This window comes from Steroidobacteraceae bacterium (assembly GCA_041395505.1).
In the GTDB taxonomy this organism is placed as follows: Bacteria; Pseudomonadota; Gammaproteobacteria; order Steroidobacterales; family Steroidobacteraceae; genus JAWLAG01.
Genome location: JAWLAG010000001.1, coordinates 163,252 through 189,332 on the forward strand (window position 1 = coordinate 163,252; position 26,081 = coordinate 189,332).

General features: G+C 62.6%; 21 protein-coding genes. 13 read left to right on the top strand and 8 right to left on the bottom strand.

The features are described from left to right. Window positions 1-92: 92 nt before the first annotated feature. Genes R3E77_00720 through R3E77_00730 form a run of 3 tightly spaced genes read right to left on the bottom strand, consistent with a single transcriptional unit; the run spans window position 93 to window position 3,972 of the window. The gene (locus R3E77_00720; GenBank protein MEZ5497927.1) at window positions 93-1,280 is read right to left on the bottom strand and encodes an aminotransferase class V-fold PLP-dependent enzyme; all 1,188 of its coding nucleotides are present in this window, start codon (window positions 1,278-1,280) and stop codon (window positions 93-95) included. Next, entirely contained in the window at window positions 1,280-2,644 is a 1,365-nt protein-coding gene (locus R3E77_00725) for an amidohydrolase family protein (GenBank protein ID MEZ5497928.1), read from the bottom strand. Before R3E77_00725 ends, R3E77_00720 begins: the two co-directional genes overlap by 1 nt. After that, entirely contained in the window at window positions 2,641-3,972 is a 1,332-nt protein-coding gene (locus R3E77_00730) for an amidohydrolase family protein (GenBank protein MEZ5497929.1), read from the bottom strand. Before R3E77_00730 ends, R3E77_00725 begins: the two co-directional genes overlap by 4 nt. Before the next feature lie 202 nt (window positions 3,973-4,174). Here R3E77_00730 and R3E77_00735 point away from each other — a divergent pair, with 202 nt between their 5' ends. The 3 genes from R3E77_00735 (at window position 4,175) to R3E77_00745 (ending at window position 7,570) form a co-directional block, all read left to right on the top strand. Then, complete coding sequence (locus tag R3E77_00735; GenBank protein MEZ5497930.1) at window positions 4,175-6,595, top strand: TonB-dependent receptor; 2,421 nt, start codon at window positions 4,175-4,177, stop codon at window positions 6,593-6,595. 76 nt (window positions 6,596-6,671) lie between these two features. Further along, a complete protein-coding gene (locus tag R3E77_00740) occupies window positions 6,672-7,136 on the top strand; it encodes a MarR family transcriptional regulator (GenBank protein ID MEZ5497931.1) in 465 nt (154 codons plus the stop codon). Between the two features lie 29 nt (window positions 7,137-7,165). Further along, complete coding sequence (locus R3E77_00745; protein MEZ5497932.1) at window positions 7,166-7,570, top strand: VOC family protein; 405 nt, start codon at window positions 7,166-7,168, stop codon at window positions 7,568-7,570. A gap of 51 nt (window positions 7,571-7,621) precedes the next feature. Here the strand turns inward: R3E77_00745 and R3E77_00750 are convergent, their stop codons facing one another. Further along, complete coding sequence (locus R3E77_00750; protein MEZ5497933.1) at window positions 7,622-8,701, bottom strand: CDGSH iron-sulfur domain-containing protein; 1,080 nt, start codon at window positions 8,699-8,701, stop codon at window positions 7,622-7,624. Window positions 8,702-9,006: 305 nt separating this feature from the next. Here R3E77_00750 and R3E77_00755 point away from each other — a divergent pair, with 305 nt between their 5' ends. Both R3E77_00755 and R3E77_00760 read left to right on the top strand, forming a co-directional pair. Next, window positions 9,007-11,964, top strand: coding sequence for a molybdopterin-dependent oxidoreductase (locus tag R3E77_00755; protein ID MEZ5497934.1), 2,958 nt, complete (start codon window positions 9,007-9,009; stop codon window positions 11,962-11,964). After that, window positions 11,964-12,809, top strand: a complete 846-nt coding sequence (locus R3E77_00760) for a 4Fe-4S dicluster domain-containing protein (GenBank protein ID MEZ5497935.1) — start codon at window positions 11,964-11,966, stop codon at window positions 12,807-12,809. Before R3E77_00755 ends, R3E77_00760 begins: the two co-directional genes overlap by 1 nt. Window positions 12,810-12,857: 48 nt before the next feature. On the opposite strand, the gene R3E77_00765 is transcribed toward R3E77_00760, so the two are convergent. From R3E77_00765 to R3E77_00780, 4 genes are all read right to left on the bottom strand, one after another. Then, complete coding sequence (locus tag R3E77_00765) at window positions 12,858-13,697, bottom strand: SDR family oxidoreductase (protein MEZ5497936.1); 840 nt, start codon at window positions 13,695-13,697, stop codon at window positions 12,858-12,860. A gap of 12 nt (window positions 13,698-13,709) precedes the next feature. Continuing rightward, complete coding sequence (locus tag R3E77_00770) at window positions 13,710-14,825, bottom strand: NAD(P)-dependent alcohol dehydrogenase (protein ID MEZ5497937.1); 1,116 nt, start codon at window positions 14,823-14,825, stop codon at window positions 13,710-13,712. 38 nt (window positions 14,826-14,863) lie between these two features. After that, window positions 14,864-15,421, bottom strand: coding sequence for a glutathione peroxidase (locus tag R3E77_00775; GenBank protein MEZ5497938.1), 558 nt, complete (start codon window positions 15,419-15,421; stop codon window positions 14,864-14,866). 89 nt (window positions 15,422-15,510) lie between these two features. Continuing rightward, window positions 15,511-16,572 carry a serine hydrolase domain-containing protein gene (locus R3E77_00780; protein ID MEZ5497939.1) on the bottom strand — a complete coding sequence of 354 codons (1,062 nt, stop codon included), beginning with the start codon at window positions 16,570-16,572 and terminating at the stop codon, window positions 15,511-15,513. Window positions 16,573-16,833: 261 nt separating this feature from the next. On the opposite strand from R3E77_00780, the gene scpA reads away from it, so the two are divergent. From scpA to R3E77_00820, 8 genes are all read left to right on the top strand, one after another. Beyond that, window positions 16,834-18,999, top strand: coding sequence for a methylmalonyl-CoA mutase (gene scpA / locus R3E77_00785; protein ID MEZ5497940.1), 2,166 nt, complete (start codon window positions 16,834-16,836; stop codon window positions 18,997-18,999). Beyond that, window positions 18,996-19,973: a methylmalonyl Co-A mutase-associated GTPase MeaB gene (gene meaB / locus R3E77_00790; GenBank protein MEZ5497941.1), complete on the top strand. Its 978-nt coding sequence runs from the start codon at window positions 18,996-18,998 to the stop codon at window positions 19,971-19,973. Before scpA ends, meaB begins: the two co-directional genes overlap by 4 nt. A 34-nt stretch (window positions 19,974-20,007) precedes the next feature. Next, complete coding sequence (locus R3E77_00795) at window positions 20,008-21,540, top strand: acyl-CoA carboxylase subunit beta (GenBank protein MEZ5497942.1); 1,533 nt, start codon at window positions 20,008-20,010, stop codon at window positions 21,538-21,540. Between the two features lie 5 nt (window positions 21,541-21,545). Continuing rightward, complete coding sequence (locus R3E77_00800) at window positions 21,546-23,531, top strand: acetyl/propionyl/methylcrotonyl-CoA carboxylase subunit alpha (protein MEZ5497943.1); 1,986 nt, start codon at window positions 21,546-21,548, stop codon at window positions 23,529-23,531. 111 nt (window positions 23,532-23,642) lie between these two features. After that, window positions 23,643-24,065: an antitoxin Xre/MbcA/ParS toxin-binding domain-containing protein gene (locus tag R3E77_00805; GenBank protein MEZ5497944.1), complete on the top strand. Its 423-nt coding sequence runs from the start codon at window positions 23,643-23,645 to the stop codon at window positions 24,063-24,065. Window positions 24,066-24,079: 14 nt separating this feature from the next. After that, window positions 24,080-24,541, top strand: a complete 462-nt coding sequence (locus tag R3E77_00810) for an RES domain-containing protein (GenBank protein ID MEZ5497945.1) — start codon at window positions 24,080-24,082, stop codon at window positions 24,539-24,541. Window positions 24,542-24,609: 68 nt separating this feature from the next. Next, entirely contained in the window at window positions 24,610-25,089 is a 480-nt protein-coding gene (locus tag R3E77_00815; protein ID MEZ5497946.1) for a hypothetical protein, read from the top strand. A gap of 164 nt (window positions 25,090-25,253) precedes the next feature. After that, window positions 25,254-26,069 (top strand): alpha/beta hydrolase, encoded by an 816-nt coding sequence (locus R3E77_00820; GenBank protein ID MEZ5497947.1) that lies wholly within the window; start codon window positions 25,254-25,256, stop codon window positions 26,067-26,069. Window positions 26,070-26,081 lie beyond the last annotated feature (12 nt).

Consider the following 26,081-nt stretch of genomic DNA (forward strand, 5'->3'; position numbering starts at 1 on the left):
GGCCGGATAGCCGCGCGCGAGACCTCCGAAATTGCGAGATCCGGCAATCAGGGCTGCAACAGGATATGTGAAATTCGCGCGGGCGCGCGGTGTTACCGCACGATCAGGCTTTGGTGCTTGTGTAGGGCTTTGAAGGCCTTTTCGATATCCACCGAATTGTTGTAGGCATGCATGGCAATGCGGATCGCGCCGCCACGGGACGTGACGGTCACGTTCTCGCTTGCGAGCGCCGCTACCAGTTTGGACGGATCGTGGCTTGCAACGGCGATCATGGCGCCGTGGTCCGCCGCGTCCGAGGGCGTCAGCATGCGGTAGCCGCAACGCCGGGCTTCGTCCTTGACTTCGGCTGTCAGCTCCCGGACGCGCAACTCGATCGCCGCGAGTCCGGCGCCTTGAATGACGTCGAGACCGGCGCGTGCAACGTAGCCGGCCACGACCGGAGGCGTGCCTGCTTCGAATCGCCGTGCATTGGCGGCGGGTCGGTAGGCCGTGACATCCATCGCCATGATGTCCTCCTGCGCGAACCAGCCCGTCTGCGTCGGCACGAGCGCTGCCTGCAGTTCGCGGCGCACGTACAGATAGGCGACGCCGGCTGTGCCGAGCAGATACTTGTACATGCCGCCGACGACGAAGTCGGCTCCCGCCGTGCACGCCGTTTGCCGTAGCGTGCCGAGTGCCTGGAATTCGTCGATGCACACATAGGCGCCGTGCGAGTGCGCAAGCTTCACCAGCTGCGGCAGATCGAGGCGCGCGCCCGTGAGGTAGTTGACGTGTGAAGTGGTCACCAGCAGCGTGCGATCGTCGATGGCCTTCTCGAACTCATCCATCCGGACCGTGCCGTTGGTGGCAGGAAGCCGGACAATTTCGGCGCCACGCAACGCCTGCGCATACCAGATCTGGCCATTGGTCGGAAAATCGAGGTCGGTGACGATGACCTTGCGTCTCTCACCCTTGAAGCTGAGCGCGCTAGCCAGCGCATTGAACCCGGCGGACGCGGTCGCGGTGATGGCTACCTCGTCCGCGTCTGCCTGCAGCAATCCCGCGACGGCCGCGCGCAGCGCCTCGTTGCTTGCAACCCAGGCGTCCCAGTCGGCGCCGACGTCGATTCGGTGCGCGACGTAGTCTTCGAAGGCGCGCGCGCCCGCGAGTGGCAGCGCACCGTAGGAACAACTGTTCAGGTAGGTCCGACGCTCGAGAACAGGAAACTGCTCGCGCCACTTTGCCCAGTCAATTCGTTGCCCACGGGCGGGCGTCCCGGAAGTGTCGCTCGCGATGGCCATCAATTGATCTTTCTATCCACTACGGGGCCACCGGCCAGTCGTAGCTGACTCTCCTTCACTACCTTTCCGTTCTTGATCACCAATGCGATTCTCTTCGTGTTGTTGATGTCCGACGTCGGATCGGCGTCCAACAAGACCGCGTCGGCCATTTTTCCAGCCTCGATGGATCCCAAATCGCTTTCCTTGCCGAGCAAGATGGCTCCGTTCAGCGTAGCCATGCGAATGATGGCGGCAGCAGGAATTCCCGCGGACTGGAGTAACTCGAGCTCACGGTGCACGGCTGGACCGGACGTCTGGTCCGTTCCGACAACGAGTATCGCCCCCGACGCATAGAGCTTGCGAACATTGTCCTGCGCCACCGGCGTCATCAACTTCATCCACCATGTCCAGCGGTTGTCCTGCCACTGCGCGCGGCGCTCCGTCTGCAACATGGCTATTTCCTGCTTGCTGAGTGAAGCACGATAGAGCGGTTGGTCAAGATATTCCGGATGTTCAACCAGGCGACTGTAGTTGTCGCCAATGGTCAGCGTGGTAACCATGGGAATGCGCTTGGCGCCCATCAGCTTGAGAAATTCCTCGCTCACCGGCCCCTGTATGACTGGATGTGCCAAGGCATCGACACCGGCAAAAATGGCCTGACGAGCGCGCAGCTCGCTCGAGACGTGGACTACGGTTCGAATGCCGCGGTCATTCGTGTACTCGACTACTTTTCGCATCACGTCGGGGTCGAGCATGGGGATCATGGGCCGATTGCCCCAACCGCGCTCCTCCAGCGTCAGCTTGAGCAAATCGGGTTTTCGCGCCAAATGGGCGTCGAGCGCCGCCTGCGCTTCGGGCCATGCACGCAGGTCGGTAGATCCCGGGCCGCTGCCGTGGCTGCCCGGATAGGTGGCAATGCCGCCGGTGGCGAATATGCGCGGCGCAAGCAGACGTCCGGACCGCTCCGCGTCGCGCAACTCGAATATGAACTCCGGATTATTGCCGGCATCGAATATGCTGGTTACGCCGCTGTACAGGTAGCTGTGCAGCGCGGCGACTCCTTCGTCGCGATTGATCGCGGCTTTGCGCAGTCCTTCGCGCGACAGCTCGATACCGCCGCGCAGATGGACATGCATGTCCATCAGCCCTGGTATGAGAAAGCGGCCGCGTCCGTCGACGTGTACGGCGTCGGAGGCGCCGACGGTTTTGTCGCGACCGATCTGGCTGAATTTCCCGTCCTTGATGACGACGGTCATGTTCGGTTCCGCCGGACCGCCGCGGCCATCGATCAACGTTACGCCGTCGATTACGATGACATCGGCATAGCCAGGAGAGGCCGCCAACAGCAGGGCCAGGCCTGCAGCGATGGTACGGACAAAAGTCATCGACCTGCTCCTTTGAAAACCACACCGTCGCGCATGACGAAATCCACGCCGAGGACCGCATCGATATTCGCGAGAGGGTTCCCCGGCATGGCGACGATGTCCGCTGCCTTGCCGACGCGCAGCGAACCAACATCATCGAGTCCGCCAGCTGTTGCAGCATCAACCGTACCCGCGACCAGTGCCTGCATGGGCGACATTCCGATGTCTACATATTCAATGAACTCATGTGCGTTCTCGCCGTTCGGCGACACGCCGGAATCGGTCCCGAGCGCAATCCTGACCCCCATTTCCCTTGCCATGCGCGCCATGCTCTTCGGCTGATGACCAAGCGCGAGCAGTTTTTCAAGTACGGCCGGCGGGGAGTCCTTGTATGGGCCGGCCAATAGCTTCTCGCGCGTGTCGCCAACGTAAGTAATCGGGTAGATGGTCGGAATGAGCCAGGCTCCGGTCTTCTTGAACAGCTTCATCGTATCCGCATCCGCCCACATGGCATGTTCGATCGAATCGAATCCGGCTCTCAGAGCCGCTTCAATGCCCGCCTTGGCGTGCGCGTGCGCGGTCACCTTGCGGCCGAGCATATGCGCGGTGTCAGCAATGGCACGAAGTTCTTCGTCGGTAAACTGCTGACCGGTGCCTGCGTTGACATTCGACAGCACGCCTCCGGTGGCAGTCACCTTGATTACGTCCGCGCCACGTCTTACGGCCTCACGCACGGCGCGCCGGCAGTCATCAGCACCGTTGCAGACGCCAGCGGCTGGCAGCGCGGCCATTACCTCGGAACGGTAGCCATGCGTGTCGCCGTGTCCGCCGCTCGGTGTAATCGGCGCGCCGGCGGCAACGATCTTGGGCCCGGCGACGACGCCATCGCGAATGGCATCGCGCAATGACAACACCGAATCGCCGCGAGAGCCAAGGTCACGCACGGTGGTGAATCCTGCCATCAGCGTGCGCAGCGCATTGCTCTGCGCGACCAGCGCCATGTAGGCATCCGGCCGGGTCACCAGCACCAGCTGCCGCTCGCCCCCGCTTGCCGACAGGTGCACATGCAAGTCGATGAATCCGGGCATCACGAATGAGTTCTGCAAGTCGATCATGTCAACGGCCCCGCCATCGAGGTGCAGGTCCGCCGGGCTTGCGAGGCCCGATAGCACCGCAGTGACCTTGCCGTCTTTGACGACTACCGTGCCAGGGCTGACAGGCGGTTCACCGGGAACCGCCAGCAAGGTGCCCGCATGGACGATCGTGTAACGGCCGTCCGTCCCGGCGGTGGCAGGCGCTGCGCTGACAGCCGTGACCAGAAGGAGAAGAATCGCCAGGAGATTCGCCATCTTGAAGCTCCTTGTCAGGATCCCATCGTGCGGTTCGTGATCCTAACGGGTCACGTCCCGCTGGCAAGTTGACAGATAATTCACTTCGTAATATATATGAAAATGCATATTTTAAGTAGCCGATCCTTCGGCACGATGCAGGGCGTCGCCACCCGGCCGAAGTAGCTCACTTCCACAATCTGCACGGGGGAGACGAAAGCCAATGAGCACCAAGACACGCACCACGAGCGGTGCGCCTCCAGCGACCATATTGAGTTTGGCGATAGCCATGGGCGGCGGACTGTCGAATCTCCCGTCGACTGCCAACGCTGCCGATGCAGCGGAGCCGAAAGGCCCGCTGCTGCAGGAAATCATCGTCAGCGCACGCAAGCGGGGCGACGAAAAACTGCAGGACGTGCCGGCAACGATCACCGCGTTGAGTGGCGACCAGCTTGCAGCCATGGGCGCGTTCAACTTTGATGAATTCGCGTATCAGGTTCCTGGCCTCACGTTCTCCGATGAAGGCGCCGGCCAGAAACGCTACGTGCTGCGCGGCGTACGCTCCGCTGGTCAGGAGCAGGTCGCGGTCTACTACGACGAGGTTCCCGTACCGGGCATCCAGGGCGCCAGCGGAGACAGCGGCTCCCAGACCACGGATCTGAAGCTGTTCGATGTCAACCGCGTCGAAGTTCTCAAGGGCCCGCAAGGGACCACATTTGGCGCGAACTCGCAGGCTGGTACGGTTCGTTTCGTTCTCAACAAGCCTGAAATGAATGAACTTTCAAGCCTGGTCCAACTTGGCGCGAATAGTGTCAGTCACGGCGACCAGGGCAGTAACGCATATGGCATGTTGAACGTGCCACTGGTCGAAGACCGGCTGGCATTTCGCGGCGTTGCCTACTACGACCGCGATGCCGGGTACATCGACAATGTGCGGCTCAACCTGAGTGACATCAATTGGAATGAAAGCGTTGGCGCCCGCCTTGCGCTGCGCCTGCAGCCGAGCGACAACCTCACCCTTGATCTCATGGCGTGGGCGGAAAACCGCGACAGCGGTGGTTCGAGTCGCTACAACCCGTACGATTCGTTCTCCGCTGACGCAAGCAATCCCGACTTTCGCGCCAACTCCGGGGCGCCACTGACGGAAATCCGCAACATCGCATTCTTCAACACCGGCGATCTCCAGGTTGGCGATTACGTGCGCAGCAACATGCCCGACGACCAGCGTCTTTACAGCCTGACCATGAACTGGGACTTCGCGCGGGCAGCACTGGTCGCGACCGGATCACTCTACAAGCGTGACTTCGCATTCAAGCGCGATTCCACCTGGGTACTGCTGCGTCTCGGAATTCGGCCGGAACCGGTGCTACCAACGGACCCCGCGGCGGTTCGCCCGGACTTCTTCCCCGCACTCACCGATCAGTCGCAGGACATTACTCAAAAGGCCTTCGAGCTGCGGCTGAATTCCAAAGCGGGACCGCGCCTGCAGTGGCTTGGAGGCGTGTTCTATCGCGACCGCGAATCGGGTTTTCGCAGCTATGTTCCCGCTGTCGACATCGACACCGGATATCCCCTGGCGCCGCTGCAACCCCCGACCGGCTACATCGGGCCGGTGCCAGGCACTGGCATCGAGGACTGCAACCCCTGCGTTACCGCGCGCGTCAATGACAGAAACATCAAGGAAAAGGCGGTCTTCGGCGAGTTGTCGTACGCGCTGTCGGATCAGTTCGAAATCATGGGCGGGTTGCGCTGGTTCGAGGCCGAGCAAACGGACCTGGGCCTGACGCTCTTTCCTTTCGCCCTGTTCACGACAGCCCCGCCGCCAGCTGCCGACCCGCGTCGATTCAAGGAAGACAAGGTAATCAAGAAGATCCAGTTGTCCTATCGACCAACCGCCAATCTGCTGTTCTACGCGCTTGCTTCCCAGGGTTTCCGTCTCGGCGGTACGAATCAACAGGGCATCGTCGCTGTGCCGCCAGGCTATGAATCGGACAGCATCTGGAACTACGAAGTGGCCGCCAAGACGACGCTGCTCGACGGCAGGTTGCTGCTGAATGCTGCGCTGTTCATGATCGACTGGAAGGACATCCAGGTATCGGGTCGAGACCCCACCGGCGCATTCGGCTTCCTCGGCAACGCGGGCGCGGCACAGATTCAAGGTGTCGAACTCGAGTTGCAGGCACGGCCAAGCGACGGGCTCACCCTGAGCGCCGGTGCAAGCTGGTTGCCAAAACATGAATTGACCGAGGACCAGATCACGGACCAGGTCGTGGCACCAGGCCGCAAGGGCGACGAACTGCCGTTCATTCCGGAATTCACCGCAAATGCTGCCGCGCACTACGACTGGGTATTGCCGGCGAGTGGATGGGACGCTTTCGTGCGCGGTGAATTTGCCTATCACGGAGAATCGAATTCAGAACTGCAAACTGCCTCCCGATTCAATCGCAAGCAGAACGCGTATGAAATTCTCAATCTGCGTGCAGGCGTCAACAAGGCCGATTCCGGGTTGAATCTGACCTTTTACATCGAGAATGTTCTCGACGAACGAGGAGACCTGCGTGTGCGCGACGAGGACTCGTTGCTAACGTTCAAGTGGACTAATCAGCCGCGGACGGTGGGCCTGGAGTTGAGCAAGCGGTTCTAGGCAAGGCGCGATTTTGCGCATCTGACGGGGATACTGGTACTGTCGGTCTGCATCTGGATCACAGTCGAGCGTACCTATGCAGGGTGACCACTGGCTGCAGGGCTATGTGCCCTATCTTCTCTACCGAGCAACCAACAAGCTCAATATCCGTCTGCTGGAGCGACTGCGCGAGACGCGTACCAACCCATCTCGCTGGCGCGTGCTGAGTGTGTTGAAGGCGCATGGAACTCTCAATGTCGGAGAGATTGCCGATCACACCCTCACGGAGCAATCAACGGTCAGTCGCGTAATAGCCCAGCTGGAACGCGAAGGACGCGTGATACGCAAGACGTCGCGCAAGGACTCCCGCGTCATCCGCGTCGAACTGACCCCAAAGGGGACTGCTACCTTCGAGGCCATCCTCCCCGCCGCCCTGCAGCATCAGCAGGTGGCGCTGCAGGGCATCAAGCGCGGAGATATCCAGGTACTGGTCAGAGTTCTGGCGCAAATTGAGAAAAATATCGACGAGCCGGCGCGTCGCCGCCGGCGGAAGCCAACTTGAACTTCGTCAGTTTTCAAACGATTGACGACATGGCGGTTCCCGCGGGCGGCCCGCGGATCAGCAGAATAATCCCGTTCTACTACTACGAATCCCTTGATGCTGCTGTCGAGTGGTATTGCGAAGTCATCGGCCTCAGAAAGGCATGGGACGGCGATTGGGTGGTTCTGCTCGAGACGACACCCGGCAATTGCATCGGTCTGGTGGACTCGCAACATGGCGCCGAGCGGGCGATTGGCGGAGTCCACAAAGGCGCGCTGCTGGCAATCGAGACTCCGGCGCTGGAACAATGGCACGAGAAACTCACCCGGGCAGGATGCCCGGACAGCGTCGGGCAGATAGGTATCGCAACTGACGGACTGACCGAACGATTCATCGTACGCGACCCCGGCGGCTACCAAGTGGAGTTCTTTCGATGGCGGCAGGCATGGCCATGACCGATTCGCAGGACAGTGCGTCGCCGGCGTGAACGGTCACGCGAAAACCGCTCAATAGTTGATGCTGGGATTGTCTCCTGGGTGGATGAGACCCACCACGTCCATGCCGTCGGCCGAGAGGCATTGCAACGAGTGCAGCTGCTTTCTCGGCAGGAACATCACATCGCCCGGTCCGACCATGGCGCGCCAGTTTTCGGTCCACAGGCAGCCAGTCCCCCGCAGTAGCAGCAGCGCCTCCTCATACAGATGCCGATGCGGCTCGGCTTTCGATAGCGGTATGTGGCCAATGAACTGCGTGGCGATCGTCGAACCCATCCGCTTGTCGACCAGCAACTGAAAATAGCGACTGCCCATCGCATTGCGCTGATCGGCGTCCATGCGCGCCACCCGGTCGGGAAACCCATGGTCGAAGAATTCAGTGTGCCTGTCGGCCCACCGAAGCGAGCCGGCCTGCGGACAAATGGACAGGTACACGCACAGCTTGCCACCTGGCGATGGCACCAGGCTCAAGGTCTCGCCTGGTCTGACGTAAACGCCCTCGTCCGCCTCTACGTCAACAGCGACTCGTCCGATGCGCGCCACGCCGGCACCGCGGAAAACGAATAGCACGACATGGCAGTCAGGGAAGCATATGACCGGCGACTCATCCCCCTGAACCTCCAGATAGAATTGCGATTGGTGCCGCGCCCCGAGCACCTCGCCGATCAATAGCTGATATCGCAACGAGCCGCGGATCTGCGCGGCTGCTCCAACCGAGCGGAAAACATAACAACCGCCGTCAAGTGGTACCACCGGCGAGTCGGCAGGTTCGCGAAGCGCAATGCGCCTGTTGCTCGCGCTGTCCGGGTCGTCTTCGCGATACGCACCCGGGAGGTTATTGTGGCTGCCATCACAAAAGGGGGGAGTGCGCGTCTGCTTGCAACCGCAGAACAGCAGCTCTTCGCCATCGGCGGCGCTGAGGTAAGGAACGGGCCTGAGACCGCTGCCCTGGTGCGATCCATCGCAGAACGGTTGGCGCTGCGATCGTCCGCAGCTGCACCAGAAGTACTTGTCGCCGCGTTGCGCTTCGACGTAGAACGGCTTTGTGCCCGCCACCCTGGGCGTTTCCGTATCGGCAGCTCGCTCGCTCATGAGCCAGCATCCTAGCAAGTCTGCACCGACCATTTGCATGCAAAATCATGCAAACATTGATGCATTAGAAATACAATACTAGATCAAAATAGCCTTTTGAGTCGGAAATCAGCGGTTCGGCGGCTGATTTCGATCGAGCGCCCTTCCGGGCGGTTGGACGTGGTCATCGCGTCGCATGCCCGGCCGGTTGCAACTTTGGACGCCGCTTCCGGCGCCGCCAGACGCATTCGCCGCTTGCGCTATCATCGATGCGAGCGTGCTATTCGGCGCGCGCCGCGCCGCGAGCGCACCCCGGGAGAATGACAATGAATCTGACCGTGCTGCTCTGGGGCATACCGCAGGCCATGCGGGCCGCTCGGCGCCTGTATCCGGAGTATGCGGCGCGCCTCAAGGAGCGGAATCTGATCGCGCAGTTTCGCCTGCGCGATCAGGCGGCAGGCCGCTGGGTCGAGATCAAGGACGGCAGGATCCGCTCCCGCAAGGGACTGCATGCGCGGCCCGATCTCACCATCCACTTCAAGAACCAGGCGATTGCCGAGGAATTCCTCACGCCACCTTTCGATCTGCTTACCCGAGTCGATGCCGCGAAGAATTTCAAAGTCGGACTCGATGGCCCGGATGAACTCGCCGTGTGGTTCATGGCGACGCTCGCGCGCCTCGAGAGCATCACCTGGTCCGCTGGCACCGACATGGGCGATGGCGTCACGCGCTATACCAACGGCACGAACAGCGGGCCGGTTTTCGTCTACGTGAAGAACGGCAGGATCCTGCGCATCACGCCCATCGACTTCGACGATGACGACGCACCTTCGTGGAGTATCACGGCACGCGGCAAGACCTTCGCGCCGTCACGGCGTACCACGGTCGCCTCGCACGCGATTTGCCTGAAGTCGATGGTCTACTCGAAGAACCGCATCCTGCACCCGATGAAGCGCGTCGACTTCGATCCCGATGGTGAGCGCAATATCCACAATCGGGGCAAATCGAAATTCGTGCGCATCAGCTGGGATGAAGCGCTCGACATCGTCGTCAAGGAGATCAAACGCGCCAAGGCCGTGGGGCCAGGCGCGATCTGCGTTGCCAATGGCTCGCACCACCAATGGGGCAATCTCGGTCACTACCTCAGCGCCTTCAATCGCTTCTGGAACCTGATCGGCGTCACCAAGCTCGTGCATAACCCCGACAGCTGGGAGGGCTGGTACTGGGGCGCGATGCATCACTGGGGCAACAGCCTGCGGCTCGGCTGCCCGGAGTTCTACGGCACGGTGGAGGACTGTCTCAAGGAAGCCGAAATGATGGTGTTCTGGTCCAGTGACCCGGACGCGACCTACGGCTTCGATGGCACCGAACGTCGCGAATGGGCCAGACAACTCGGGATCAAGATGGTGCACATCGATCCTTATATGAACCATACGGCCGCGCATCTGGGCGGAAAGTGGATTTCGCCCAAGCCCGGAACAGACGCAGCACTCGCCCAGGCATTGTGTCATGTATGGATCAGTGAAGGGCTTTACGACAAAAACTATGTCGAGAATCGAACCACCGGCTTCGAAGAGTGGCGCGACTACATACTCGGTACGAGCGATGGCGTTGCGAAGACCCCCGAATGGCAGGAGCCGGAAACCGGTGTACCAGCACGCGATGTGCGGGCGTTGGCGCGGGAATGGGGACGCAAGAAAACCTATCTCGGCGCGGGCGGCTGGGGCGTGGGTCTGGGAGGCGCCAACCGCGGCCCGATGGGGGTTCAGTGGGCGCGCATGATGAGCATCCTCGGCGCCATGCAAGGTATGGGCCGACCTGGCTACAACTTCGGCAATCTCCAGTTCGGCGCGCCACTCGATTTCAATTTCTATTTCCCCGGCTATGCCGAGGGCAGTTTCTCGGGCGATCTGCAATACAGTGCGAACTCGGCGAACAACTACCAACGCATGCCGCACATCGTCACCATGAGTTCGGTACGCCAGGCGATCCCACGCATCTGGTTCCCCGAGGCGATCACCCAGGGCAAGGCGATGGGCTATCTCACCGATGTCGGATCGGTGCAGGGGCAGTTCTTTCCCTTCGGCTATCCGTCACCGGGTCATGTACGCGTCGAGATGCTCTACAAGTACGGCAGCGCATCCTTCGGCACGATGGTCGATTCAAACCGCTGGGTCCGCATGTACCAGCACGAGAGCCTGAAGTTCGTCGTGAATCAATCCGTCTGGTGGGAAGGCGAGACGCCCTATGCGGACGTCATCCTGCCTGCCTGCACGGTGTTCGAGCGCTGGGACATCGGTGAGTGGTACAACGTTGGCGCGGGCTACGTGCACCATATGTTCTCGATGAACAACCACCGCGTGATTTCACTCCAGCACAAGGCCATCGAACCGCTGGGCGAATCGAAATCCGACTACAACATCTTTCTTGCGATTGCCGAGCGCCTCGACATGGGCGCGCTCTACAGCGAAGGCGGTACGACTGAACTCGACTGGTGCAAACGCGTGTTCGACTCATCGGACATGGCGAAGCACACGAGCTGGCGGCAATTCCTCAAGAAGGGCTATTTCGTCGTGCCGAACGACCCCGAACCGGCCAGGGCGCCCGCGGCGAACCGCTGGTTCTACGAGGGCCGCAGCAAGGACACGCCGGAACCCTACCCACTGCCTTCCGACTATGTCGCGGGTTTCGGCAAGGGCCTGCAGACGCCTTCGGGCAAGTTCGAGTTCGTTGCACAGACCCTGAAGCGCATAGACGATCCCGACCGCCCGCCGTTGAACAGCTATATGCCGCGCTACGACGATGCCAGTCGCGAGCCGGAATTGGCGCCCTATCCTCTGCAGCTGCTGTCGCCGCACTCACGATATCCCTTCCACGTCATGGGTGATGACGAGGGCAGCAGCCTGCGCGATATTCGCGAGCACCGCATATACAAGGATGGCCACTATTACTTCGTGGCCCGGATCAATCGCCAGGATGCCGAAGCGCGCGGTATTCGAGACGACGACCTCGTGCGTCTTTGGAACCAGCGCGGCTCCGTGGTCTGCGCGGCGCAGGTGACCGACCGCCTCCGTCCGGGCGTGGTCAGCGCATCGACGGGCTCCGCCGAGTACCGGCCCGCCGGCGAGCCAGGTCGCTCGACCGATCTCGGCGGTTGCGTGAATCTCCTGAACCCGAGCAAATCGATCACGAAGAAGTCGCACGGCATCCGTCCGAATACGACATTGATACAGGTCGAGAAGTGGACGGGAGTCGATACCTGGCGTCCGGCGGAGAGTGCCTGATGCCAAAGAAATGGAACCTGATCGTCGACGTCGCGCGTTGCGACAACTGCCGCGTGTGCTTCCTGGCCGTCAAGGACGAATACATCGGCAACGATTTCCCCGGCTACTCGGCCGCGCAACCGGCCCAGGGGCACAATTGGCTCGACATCGAGCGCAAGGAGCGCGGCGAGTATCCGCTGGTCGAGGCGCATTTCATGCCGGTGATGTGCAACCACTGCGATGACGCGCCCTGCATGAAGGCGGCCAGGGGCGATGCCGTGCGCAAACGCGCCGATGGCATCGTCATCATCGATCCGGACAAAGCGAAAGGTCAGCGCCAGATCGTCGCTGCCTGTCCCTACGGCGCCATCTCCTGGAACGAGGAACTGCAGCTGCCGCAGGCCTGGACATTCGATGCTCATTTGCTTGACGCGGGCTACGGGCGCACGCGGGCGGAACAGGCCTGCCCGACCGACGTGTTCCGAAGCCTCAAGGTCGACGATGCGGAGATGCAGAGCATCAGCGCCAGCGAAGGCCTGCAGGTACTGAAGCCCGAGCTTGGCACGCGACCGCGCGTGCATTACAAGAACCTGCACCTGATGACGCACTGCTTTGCCGGAGGCACGGTCGTCGCCATGGTCAATGGCGTCGAGGAGTGCGCGGCGGGCGCCGACGTCGTGCTGAGTCGCGAGGGGCGGGAAGTTGCCCGCACGAGTACCGATACTTTCGGTGAGTGGAAGATCGATCGCCTCGAACCCCATAGCGGCGGCTACGAAGTCAATGTCAGCGCACCGTCGGGACGCGGGTCGCTGCAATTCGATCTGCTGGATTCGAGCCGGTATCTCGGCGTATTGCGTCTCTGCTAGCGGCCTGCGTGCAACCTGCGACCGGACAGGCTGCCAAATCGCGCCCGATCAGGCAACCGACTGACCGCCGTCGATGGGCAGGACCGCACCGGTAACGTAGCGGGCCTCGTCCGAGAAGAGCCACAGCACCGCGCCCGCCACGTCGAGCGATTGACCGATGAAGCCCATGGGAATGCGTGCATCGAGTTTGTGTTCATCGCCGCCAAGCACACGCATGGCCTTTTCGGTCTTGATCAGGCCCGGGCAAATCACATTGATGCGCAGTTTCTGTGATGCATAGCCGGCGGCCGCGGCGCAATACATGCCGATGACGCCATGCTTGCTGCCCGTGTAGTGCGCCTTGGTAGGCAGGTAGCGCAGGCCGGCGATCGAACTGTTGCCGACGATGCAGCCGCCGCCGGAGCGCAGCAACAGGGGAATCTCGTATTTCAGCTGCAGGAAATTCCCGCGCAGGTTCGTTGCGGTCACCAGGTCGAAATCGCTGGTCGCGATCTCATGCAGGAGCCCGGTGCCGTCGGATGTGCCGACATTGTTGAACGCAAAGTCGAGCCGGCCGTGCACGGCACCGATGTGTTCGATCAGCGCCTTGACGTCGGCTTCGTCTGTGACGTCGGCGCGCACAAAGTTCGCCTCGCCGCCCGCATCGCGGATCTGCGCCTGCACGGCTTCGCCCTGCTCAACGCGCCGGCCGCAGAAGACAACCTTGGCGCCTGCCAGGGCGAGCTCGCTCGCGGTGACAGCACCCATGCCCGAGGTAGCGCCAGTCACGAGCGCCACGCGTCCGGTGAATTTTCCACGGACTGCACGGCCTGACGCACTGGCAGCGGCGGCCACAGCACCGACCCCGGCTGTGATCAGATTTCGACGCGTAACACCTGATCGGGTCATGGAATTTCCTCGCTAATCGCGCGCAGTCACGTCGATGATGATCTTGCCGCGCGCGCGGCTGCTTGCCTGATAATCGATTGCCTGCGCGATGTCCTCGAGTGGATAGTGCCGATCGATGACCGGCCGGATTTTTCCCTGCTCGGCCATCTGCGCCAGCATTTCAAGATCGTTCGGCTCGAGGCGCGCCAGCATGAAACCAAAGCCCTGGCTCGAGATGAGGCCAAGCAATCCAGCTCCCGCCGCCCGGGCCATGGGGCCGATCCAGTGGTTCGATTTCGGGCCGCCGATCATTACGTAGCGTCCCTTCGCTGCCAGGACGCGCTTCTGGGCGAGCAAGCCATGATTGCCGACATTGTCGATGATCACATCGTACTTCTCATCGAGCTGCGTGTAATCCTGGGCCGTGTAGTCGATGACATGATCGGCGCCCAGAGATCGCACCAGGTCGAGATTGCGCGTACTGCAAACACCTGTCACCGTCGCACCCATCGCCTTCGCAATCTGCACAGCATAGGTACCGACTCCGCCCGACGCGCCATTGATGAGCACTGACTGGCCGGCCTGCAATTGACCGGAGTCGCGCAACGCCTGCAGAGCTGTGACAGCAGCCACGGGCATCGCGGCGGCTTCGGCGAAACTGAGGCCCGCGGGTTTCAATGCGATACCGCGTGCGGCGCGCGCCAGCACGTACTCACCGAAAGCGCCATTGCCACCGCCGAACACCTCATCGCCCACCTTGAAGCGCGTAACACCTTTGCCAAGCGCTACGACCACTCCGGCGAAATCGGTGCCGAGGCGCGGCTCCCTGGGAGCACCGAAGCCGGTGCCCAGGCGCATCAGATAGGGCGTGCCCGTCATTTCATGCCAGTCGAGCGGATTGGTCGCCGCGGCGATCACACGCACCAGCACTTGATCGTCGGCTGGCGTCGGTCGCTCGAGTGCATCGAGACGCAGAACTTCGGTGCCGCCATAGCAGCGGCGCACGACGGCCTTCATGGGCTCTCCCCCCTTGGCGTCCGCGGCTTCCTGAGGACAGGCCGCATCGTGGCTCATCACGAAGAGGAATGTGGTGAGCAGCAGCGCGACCACCAAACCAGCACCGGCAAGCCATTTACGGACAGCTGTCATGGTTCAGCTCCCTATTTTGCCTTCGCAGGCCAAAAGGTTCAGGAAAGCTTCGTCAGTTGTTCTTCGATGGCGCGACCAAGCAGGGGATCTTTTGGCTCGACGTCGGGCATGAAGCGCGCAACGACGCTGCCACTGCGATCTATCAGAAACTTCTCGAAATTCCACAGCACGTCGGTCTCGGCTGCGGGCTTGATACCGTAGCCTTCGAGCTTGGCGCGAAAATCGCTCCCGGGCTTTGCTTGCGCCTTCGGCTGCGCCTCGATCAGCGCCTTATAAAGCGGGTGACGCGTACCGGAGTTGATCGTGACTTTTCCGAACAACGGGAATTCGACACCGTATCGTGTTTCGCAAAATGCCTGGATCTGCTCGTGCGTACCCGGCTCCTGCGCGGCAAAATCGTTGCACGGGAAACCGAGCACGACGAATCCGCGATCGCGGTACTGCTCGAAAATCGACTCGAGGCCCTCATATTGCGGTGTAAGCCCGCAGGCCGAGGCGACATTGACAATCAACATGACGGACCCGGCGTACTCGCGAAGACTCGCGTTCGATCCGTCAAGGCGCTGCAGCGGAATATCGAGCAATGACATCGCCATGGACACTCCCTCCGGTAGTGGGCGCAGCGGCAGTCCAGATGTTGCGCACTGCGATTCCCGGGCAATGATAAAGGACGCCCGGCCAGGGGTCATTGTTGCCTGAGTTTGATGCTGCCGGCAGCAGACGGCCCCTGGTTAGCGCCCGGCGGTTTGTCGGAAAAGAACTCCTGAGCCACGATCTTGACCAGCGGTCCGAGCTTCGCGGGTTCGCCACCACGGTTTGACAGCGCGACGATGAGCGAATCCTCGTCGCGGAAGCGAAGCACGAAGGCTGCGTGGCTATTGGTCAGGCCCGCATGCCACTGCGCGCGGCGCTCGAATCGCTCGCCGGTCGCCCAACCCGAAGGCCGTGAGACGAAGGTGGCGCTACGTTGGCTCGGATCGGTCTGGATGCGTGCCCAGACGAGAAGATCATCGAGTGTCGAATACATGCCACCGATTGCGGCGATGCCATCGTAATGGTAGGGCGTCGTGTCGGGTCGACCACGGGCGTCGTGACCCACGCTCAGTTGCGCGATGTCCGCATCCAGGGTCGCAAAACCCGTGTGCGCGAGTCCTAGCGGCACGAGGATCGTGCGCTGCACCAGGCTTTCGATCGGCTCGCCTGCAACGCGCTCGAGGACGGCAGCAAGGATCACGTAGCCGGCATTGGAATAGCGGAATCGACCCGGTCGGCCGCGTTTGACCGCGAGCGCCATGGCCAGGACGTCGGCCCGGGACGGCGGGTCGAGCAACAGGCGCTTCCAGTCGGCCTGGGAGAAATCACCGAGTCCAGCCGTATGCTCCAGCAGCTGCCGCGAGGTAATCGTCATGTCCGGGAATTGCGGCAACGAGTCATGTACCGGCGCATCGAGATCGAGCCTGCCCTGCGAGGCGAGATCGTGAGCGGCCGCACCAGTGAATGTCTTGCTGAGCGATCCTATGCGATAACGATCAGCCAATTCATTCGGCACGCCGCTGGCGGACTCGCCGTAGGCCGCCCGCAAAACGACCTGACCCTGTCGAATCACAATCACGACGCCGGAGAACTCGCGCGTGAGGCAGGCCTCGAGTGTCTCTTCTTTACAGTGCGGTGCGCCTTGAACGGCGCTCGAAAAACAGATGACGAGCGCAATCGCAAGGATGCCAAGTCGACGGCGCGTGTGTCGCAAGCTGGTTGCTCCGCGGATAACACAAAATAGACCGGCGGCCTGCCGCAGCGTTCGCCCAGGCGGGTGCTACCGAAGGTCTATTGATTCATATATAGTACAATAAGCGCTGATCTGATGATGATAGTGCGAGAAACCTCGATCCGGACCTGGCCTCGCCTCCATGTATCATGACTGATCGACGCGCCGTCCCCAGCCACATTGCGAAGGTCCGGAGCCGGCCTGGCGTCCACCGGTTTCGATGGTTACTGAAGGTCCGACTGGATGGCGACTACGCCCCCGAATTACAAGAAAACCTCGCTCAGAAAGTGGCGCAGCGTCGCCCGCAAATCCTCTCCCGGCAAGAATCCCGACGCGCTCGGCTGGCAGACGCCCGAGGGCCTGAAATTGAAGGCGTTGTACACGCGTGCTGACCTCAAGGGTCTGCCGCACGCCGATACCCTGCCGGGGTTCGAACCCTTCCTGCGCGGACCGCAGGCGACCATGTATGCCTCGCGGCCCTGGACCATTCGTCAATACGCGGGCTTCTCCACAGCGGAAGAATCCAACGCCTTCTATCGCCAGAACCTTGCCGGGGGTGGCCAGGGCGTTTCCGTGGCCTTCGACCTCGCAACCCACCGCGGCTACGACTCCGATCACCCGCGCGTCACAGGCGATGTCGGCAAGGCCGGTGTCGCGATCGACTCCGTCGAGGACATGAAGATCCTCTTCGACGGCATCCCGCTCGACAAGGTGAGCGTGTCGATGACCATGAACGGCGCCGTGCTGCCGATCCTCGCCAACTACATCGTCGCCGCCGAGGAGCAGGGCGTCGGGCAGGCGAAACTCTCCGGGACCATCCAGAACGACATCCTCAAGGAGTTCATGGTCCGCAACACCTACATCTATCCGCCCGAGCCCTCGATGCGCATCGTGGCGGACATCATCGAATACACCGCGCGGCACATGCCGCGCTTCAATTCGATTTCGATCTCCGGCTACCACATGCAGGAAGCCGGAGCGACCCAGGCGCTGGAACTCGCCTTCACGCTCGCGGACGGCCGGGAGTATGTGCGCGCTGCGCTGGCGCGCGGCATGGATGTCGATGACTTCGCGGGCCGTCTGTCGTTCTTCTTCTGCATCGGCATGAACTTCTACCTCGAAGTCGCAAAGCTGCGCGCAGCGCGGCTCCTGTGGTGGCGCATCATGAAGGGCTTCGAGCCGAAGAATGAGCGTTCGCTCATGCTGCGCACGCATTGCCAGACCTCGGGCTGGTCGCTTACCGAGCAGGACCCCTACAACAACGTGGTGCGTACCGCGGTCGAGGCCATGGCGGCCGTGTTCGGCGGCACGCAGAGCCTGCATACGAATTCATTCGATGAGGCCATCGCCCTGCCGACCGATTTTTCGGCACGTATTGCCCGCAACACCCAGCTGATCCTGCAGGAAGAGACGCACATCACGAGCGTGATCGACCCCTGGGCCGGTTCTTACATGATGGAAAAACTCACGCAGGAGATGGCCGACGAAGCCTGGCGCCTGATGGAAGAGGTGGAAGCACAGGGCGGCATGACCCAGGCGGTTTCGTCCGGCTGGGCGAAGCTTCGCATCGAGGCCTGCGCGGCCGAGAAACAGGCGCGCATCGATCGGGGCGAGGATGTCATCGTCGGCGTGAACAAGTATCGCGTGTCCGAGGAACCCGAGATCGACGTGCGCGACATCGACAACGCCGCGGTGCGAGAGGCGCAGGTTCGTCGCCTGACGGCCCTGCGATCGAGCCGCGATAATACGCGCGTGATGGCCACGCTGGCGGCGATTACCGACGGCGCACGCGGCAACGATAACCTGCTCGCACTCGCGATCGAGGCGGCGCGGGCGCGGGCCACGGTCGGTGAAATCAGCGACGCTCTGGAGGTGGTCTTCGGGCGCTACCGCGCCACGACCGAGAGCGTGAGTGGCGTTTACGGAGCGGCATTCGAAATGGATGAGAACTGGCAGGCGCTCAAGGGCGAGATCGAATCCTTCATGGCGAGCGAAGGCCGGCGGCCGCGCGTGATGATCGCCAAGCTCGGCCAGGACGGGCACGACCGCGGCGCCAAGATCGTGGCGACGGCGTTTGCGGACCTCGGCTTCGATGTCGACATCGGGCCGCTGTTCCAGACGCCCGAGGAAGCCGCGCGCCAGGCCATCGAGAACGATGTGCACGCAGTCGGCGTCTCATCGCTCGCCGCGGGCCACAAGACGCTCGTGCCGCAGCTCATCAAGGCGCTGGCCGACCAGGGCGGTGCCGACATCCGCGTTTTTGTCGGCGGCGTGGTGCCGGCCCAGGACTACGAGTTCCTCGAACGCGCCGGCGTCAGCGGCATCTTCGGTCCGGGATCGGTGGTCACCGAGACGGCGCGCAAGGTGCTGGAAGCGGTCCGCGCGGCACGCGTGACGGCCACGCGTTGAGCACTGCGCAGATCAAGCAGCAAACCGAAGCCATCCGCGGCGGCGATCGGCGCGCGCTCGCCAAGGGCATCACCCTCATCGAGTCCTCGCGTCCCGATCACGCCGGCGAGGCGACCGCATTGCTCGATGCGCTGTTGCCGCACACCGGACGATCGCTGCGCATCGGCATCAGCGGTGTGCCGGGCGTCGGCAAGTCCACCTTTATCGAGCGTTTCGGTCTCGCGCTGATCGAGGCGGGGCATCGGGTCGCCGTGCTCGCCATCGACCCGTCGTCAACGATATCGGGCGGCTCCATCCTCGGCGACAAGACACGCATGGAAAAACTCGCGACCCATGCCAGTGCTTTCATACGGCCATCGCCCTCGGGCGGGGCGCTCGGGGGCGTCGCAGCGCGCACGCGCGAAGCGGGCCTGTTGTGCGAAGCCGCGGGTTTCGACATCGTAATCATCGAAACGGTCGGCGTCGGCCAATCGGAGACCGCGGTCGCCGCCATGACCGACGTGTTCGTGCTGCTGCAGCTGCCGAATGCGGGTGACGAACTGCAGGCCATGAAGAAAGGTATCGTGGAACTGGCCGATTTCATCGTCATCAACAAGGCGGATCTCGACGGTGGCGCAGCCGAACAGGCGCGGCGCCAGGTGGCCCGGATACTCGAGCTGCTGCACGGGCGCAGCGCCGCCTGGCAGCCCGAGGTCATGACCGCTTCTGCGCTCGATGGCCGGGGTCTGGCCGATCTCTGGGCCGCCATTCGGCGCTACCAGGCGGCCATGCAGGCGAGTGGCGAATTCGAGAAGCGCCGACATCACCAGGCTCTCGACTGGATGTGGCAGATCATCGATCATCAGCGACAGCAACAATTCCGCGCGCATCCGGCCGTCAAGGCCGCAATGGAGCGGGTGACGCAGCGCGTCGGTAACGGGGAGATATCCGCCACCAGCGGCGCGGCTGAACTCATCGAACGGGCAGGCAGCTAGCGCTCGGTGCGAGCGAAATCAAGAGACAGGTCTTATGCAGGAAATCATCAAACAGCTGGATGACAAGCGGGCCGCGGCCCGGCTCGGTGGCGGCGGGAAGCGCATCGAGGCGCAGCATGCCAAGGGCAAGCTCACCGCGCGTGAGCGACTCGAGCTATTGCTCGATGCCGGTAGCTTCGAGGAATGGGACATGTTCGTCGAGCACCGCTGTGTGGATTTCGGCATGGCCGAAAGCAAAGTCCCGGGTGATGGCGTGGTCACGGGCTATGGCACCATCAACGGTCGGCTGGTGTTCGTCTTCTCCCAGGACTTTACCGTCTTCGGCGGCGCGCTGTCCGAGGCGCACGCCGAGAAGATCTGCAAGATCATGGACCAGGCGATGAAAGTGGGCGCACCGGTCATCGGCCTCAACGACTCGGGCGGCGCACGCATCCAGGAAGGCGTGGCCTCGCTCGGCGGCTATGCCGAGGTCTTCCAGCGCAACGTAACGGCCTCCGGCGTCATCCCGCAGATTTCGTTGATCATGGGTCCCTGCGCCGGTGGCGCCGTGTATTCGCCGGCGATGACGGATTTCATCTTCATGGTGAAGGACTCGAGCTACATGTTCGTGACCGGTCCCGATGTGGTGAAGACCGTCACGCACGAGAAAGTGACGGCCGAGGAGCTCGGCGGTGCGGTGACGCATACGACCCGCTCGGGCGTGGCGGATCTCGCCTTCGAGAACGACGTCGAGGCGCTGCTGATGTTGCGGCGCTTCTTCAACTACCTGCCGCTCAACAATCGCGCGGGTGCGCCGGTCATCGCTACGCGCGATCCGGCTGAGCGCGAGGAAGCTTCGCTCGACACACTGGTGCCCGAGAACCCGAACAAGCCCTACGACATCAAGGAATTGATCCTCAAGGTTGCCGACGACGCGGAGTTCTTCGAGTTGCAACCCGACCATGCGAAGAACATCGTGGTGGGATTCGCGCGCCTGCAGGGAGAGACCGTAGGCATCGTTGCGAACCAGCCTCTGGTGCTTGCGGGTTGCCTTGATATCAAGAGTTCCATCAAGGGTGCGCGCTTCGTGCGCTTCTGTGATGCCTTCAGTATTCCGGTCGTGACGTTCGTCGATGTGCCTGGCTTCCTGCCCGGCACCGCGCAGGAGTTCGGTGGCATCATCAAGCACGGCGCGAAGCTTCTCTATGCCTACGCCGAGTGCACGGTGCCGAAGGTCACGCTGATTACCCGCAAGGCCTATGGCGGTGCCTATGACGTCATGGCCTCCAAGCACCTGCGCGGCGATGTGAATCTCGCCTGGCCGTCGGCGGAAATTGCCGTCATGGGCCCGAAGGGCGCGGTCGAGATCATTTTCCGCAAGGACATCGGCGACGCGGCCAAGATCGCCGAGCGCACCGAGGAATATCGGCAGAAGTTCGCAAATCCTTTCATCGCCGGCAGTCGTGGATTCATCGACGATGTGATCATGCCGCGCGAGACGCGCAAGCGCTTGTGTCGCTCGCTCGCCATGCTGAAGTCGAAAAAGCTCGAGAACCCGTGGCGCAAGCACGGCAACATCCCGTTGTAACGACGATGTTCAAGAAAATCCTGATCGCCAACCGTGGCGAAATCGCCTGCCGCGTCATCCGCACCGCCCGCCGCATGGGCATAAAGACCGTCGCGGTCTATTCGGATGCGGACAAGAATGCGCGCCATGTGGAGCTGGCCGACGAGGCCGTGCACATCGGGACGGCGCCGTCCAAGGAATCCTATCTCGCCATGGACCGCATCATCGCGGCGTGCAAATCGACCGGCGCCGAGGCTGTGCACCCCGGCTATGGTTTTCTGTCCGAGAACGAGACCTTCGCGCGGCGCGTGGAGGAGCAGGGCATCGTTTTCATCGGGCCCAAGCACGGCGCCATCGCCGCCATGGGCGACAAGATCGCCTCGAAGAAACTCGCCGCGAAAGCGAAGGTCAACACCATTCCCGGGCACAACGAGCCCATCGAGACCGGCGCCGAGGCGGCGAAGATCGCCTCACGTATCGGCTACCCGGTGATGATCAAAGCGAGTGCCGGCGGCGGGGGCAAGGGCCTGCGCGTTGCGTTCAACGACAAGGAAGCGCGCGAGGGGTTCGAATCCTGCCGCAACGAGGCGCGCAATGCCTTCGGCGATGATCGCGTCTTCATCGAGAAGTTCGTCGAAGAGCCGCGCCACATCGAGGTGCAGGTGCTTGGCGATGCGCACGGTCATGTGATCTACCTGGGCGAGCGCGAATGTTCCATCCAGCGCCGCCACCAGAAAGTCATCGAGGAGGCGCCGTCCCCGTTTCTCGATGACGCCACGCGCAAGGCCATGGGCGAGCAGGCGGTCGCGCTCGCGCGCGCAGTCGACTACCAGAGCGCGGGCACGGTGGAGTTCGTGGTCGGCAAGGACAAGTCCTTCTACTTCCTCGAGATGAACACCCGCCTGCAGGTCGAGCACCCGGTGACCGAGTGCACGACGGGGCTTGATCTCGTCGAGTGGATGATCCGCATAGCGGCGGGTGAGAAGCTGACGCTTGCCCAGAAGGACATTCGCCGCGACGGCTGGTCCATCGAATGCCGCATCAATGCCGAGGATCCCTATCGCGGTTTTCTGCCCTCAACGGGCCGTATCGTGCGTTTCCTGCCGCCGCTCGAGGTGGATGGTGTGCGCGTCGATACGGGCGTGGCTGAAGGCAGCGAGATCTCGATGTACTACGACTCGATGATCGCCAAACTCATCACGCACGCGGCGACGCGCGACGAGGCCATCGACCGCATGCGCGCGGCGCTCGACAGTTTCGTGATCCGTGGCGTTGCCTCCAACGTGCCCTTCCAGGCCGCGCTGATGCGTCATCCGCGCTTTCGTTCAGGCGCTTTCAACACGGGTTTCATAGCCGAGGAGTTCCCTTCCGGGTTCAGCGCGACGGCAGTTGCAACGGACGAGCTTTCACCCTTCCTTGCGGTTGCCGCATCCATCCATCACCGCCGCCTCGCGCGTACGGCCTCGATCAGCGGCCAGCTGCGTGGCCATGAGCACACGCCGGCGGCAGAACTCGTCGTGATCTGCGGTGATGATGCCCATGCCGTGAGTGTCGAGGCCATCGACGGCGGCCATGCCGTCACGCTCGGCAGCCGGCGGCTCGACGTGCGCTCCGCGTGGCGTTTCGGCCAACCGCTCTTCACCGGCACGCTCAACGACCGCATCATCGCCGTGCAGGTGGACCGCATTGGCCTCAAGTACCGCCTGAATCACGGCGGCCACCAGGTCGACGTGCTGGTGCTCTCGCCCCGCGAAGCCGAGTTGCAGGCGCTGATGCCGCACAAGGCGCCGCCGGATCTGTCGAAATTCCTGCTCTCACCCATGCCCGGGCTGCTGACAGAGCTTGCCGTCAGCGTCGGCCAGGAGATCAAGGCGGGCGACAAGCTCGCCGTGATCGAAGCGATGAAAATGGAGAACGTCATGGCTGCACAGCAGGACGCCGTGGTCGATGAGCTTCTTGCAAAGCCAGGCGAGAGCCTGGCGGTGGATCAGCCCATTATCCGTTTCCGCTAGTCCAGGCGGCCGTAGAAGTTGCGCCCGGCGGGACTGCGTCACACCTGGCTCATTTGAGCTTGATGAGTAGCTCATTTGAGCCTAGAGTGCGGATTGACCGGAGGACACGCCATGCGTGATGCGGCGGAACAGATTCGCGAGATCCTGGGCGTCAAGCTCAAGGGCCGTGGCATGACGGCGCTTGCCGCGGCCGTGGAGCGCGGTCTGCCACGCCGGGCCCTGGTGCGCGCCGTGGAGCGGGCGGGGCTCACGGGCACGAGGCGCGCGCAGGTGATGCATCGCGTGGTGCCAGCGGCGACCTTCAAGCGACGCACGATTCTCAAGCCCCATGAGAGCGAGAAAACCGAGCGCCTCGCGCGAGTGATCGCTCTGGCCGAGGAACTCTGGGACGACCAGACTGCGGCGCAGGAGTTCCTGAGCACGCCGCATCCGGAGCTGGGCGGACGCACGCCAATCGACTGCGCCAGCACCGAACTCGGCGCGCGCGAAGTCGAGGCCCTGGTGATGCGTGCGCTGCACGGTCTGCCGGTCTAGTACGCCCGCGTCGCGTGTATCTCTACCGGATCGCCGATCGGCGCTATGGCCCGGAAAGTGGCGAGGGCGCGCGGCTCTACGGCGGGCGCTGGAACTCGCCGGGTCGCGCAGTGATCTACGCCTGCACGAGCCTCACCGGCGCAATGCTCGAGAAACTGGTTCACACCGGACGGCAGATTCCGCGGCATCAGGTCTGCGTGACGTTCGAGGCTCCTGCGCGCATCGCGCCGACAGTACTTGACGAGGTGGCTCATCCGGGCTGGGAAGCACCGGATCAGATCGCGAGCCGCGCTGCGGGCGATGCCTGGCTCGCTGCCAGGCGCAGCGCGATCCTGTTGGTGCCGAGTGTCGTCTTCGCGATCGAGCGAAACTCGCTGCTCAATCCCGCACATCCTGACGCGCACGACATTCGCATCACAAGCATCGAGCCGGTGCGCTGGGATGAGCGGCTGTTCGACCTGCCACGACGGCAATAGCGGCATCGACCGCGAGGGGTCGATGGCGTTGTACGATAGACGCGTCGCAGCGACGGGCGGGGTAGCGCATGGCGAGTTACGACATCCGGGAACTATGGAAAGAGTACGAGAGCGTTGCGATGCACTTCAACGATCTGTTGATGCGGCTTCGCACCCAGTCGCTCGGCGGTCTCGCCATCGTCGGTACGCTCGGCTCCTTCCTCGTGCGCGAGAATGTCGAGGCACCGGAGCGCTATGCGTTCCTGGCGCTCCTGATGGCGGCCCTCCTTATCGCGTGGATGGCGCTCGCAGTACTCGATCTGCGCTACTACGATCGCATGCTGATCGGGGCCGTGGTCGCCATTCACGAGCTTGAGCGCAAGAGCGCAACGAGCGAAGTCGTCGATCGAATTGACCTCAGCCTGCGCATCGCGGAGGCCGTCGATCTGGACCACCCGACGGTGCGTTACCGGTGGCTCGACGGTCGGCGTTTCTATTACTGGGCGGTGGGTTTGATGCTGGCGGCCTTCGTTGTCATCTTCACGGCGCTCGCCGTCGTGAGGGGTTAGGGCATTGCCTAAAGTGCTAACTGGTTCAAAGCGATCGCCATGGCCAGTGGTCCCGCAGCTTTGACTGACAACACGCCGGCCCGGTAGCCGGTCACGGTTATTCCTATTGACCGTGCGTCGAAGGTGTTGTGCAGTGCGTTGACAAAATTTGCGGGGACCAGTGCATGTCGAAGCTAGTCGTGGCGGTGGGCATCGTCGCGGTGATCGCTGCGCTTTACGGCATTGCGGTGTGGTTTGCCCAGCCGAAGCTCATGTTTCCGCTCGCGGGCAAGGGAGCGTCGCCGCATCCGATCGATGGTGCGGAGCGTGTGGTGGTCACGATCCGCGCAGGCAGGGTCGAACACCTCGTGCTCAAGCCAGGCGGTGACGGAGCGCATCCGCTCGTCATCTTTGCGCACGGCAATGCCGAGACCGCAGGGGACTGGGTGAACGTGTTAGAACCCCTGCGCGCTGCGGGCATTGCGGTGTTGATCCTCGAATACCCGGGCTACGCCGGTTCGGCGGGGAGGCCATCGCAGCTGAGTCTCGTCGAAGCCGCGCGCGCGGCGCTTGCCTGGGCGATGAGCGATGCGCGCATAGATGCCACGCGCATGGTGCTTTGGGGACGATCCCTGGGCGGCGGTGTGGCAGCGCAGCTTGCAGCGGACTCGCCGGTGGCTGGTCTCATCCTGGAGTCGAGTTTCACGAGTGTGCGGCCGTTGGCGGCTGCGATGGGTGTGCCGTCATTCCTTGTGCGCGATCCCTTCGACAGCGTCGCGGCCCTGCGGAACTATCACGGGCCACTCCTCGTGCTGCATGGTGAGCGCGATGCGATCATTCCGATCGCGCACGGGCGGGCGCTTGCAGCCGCCGTACCTGGGAGTGCGTTCGTCGCAATGCCTTGCGGTCACAATGACTGCGCGCGGCCGTGGGTGGCGGTCCATGAGTTTCTGGAGCGCGTGGGGGCGGGACGGCGGAGGCCAGAGCAGGACACGCGCTAGCGCGGCAGGCTT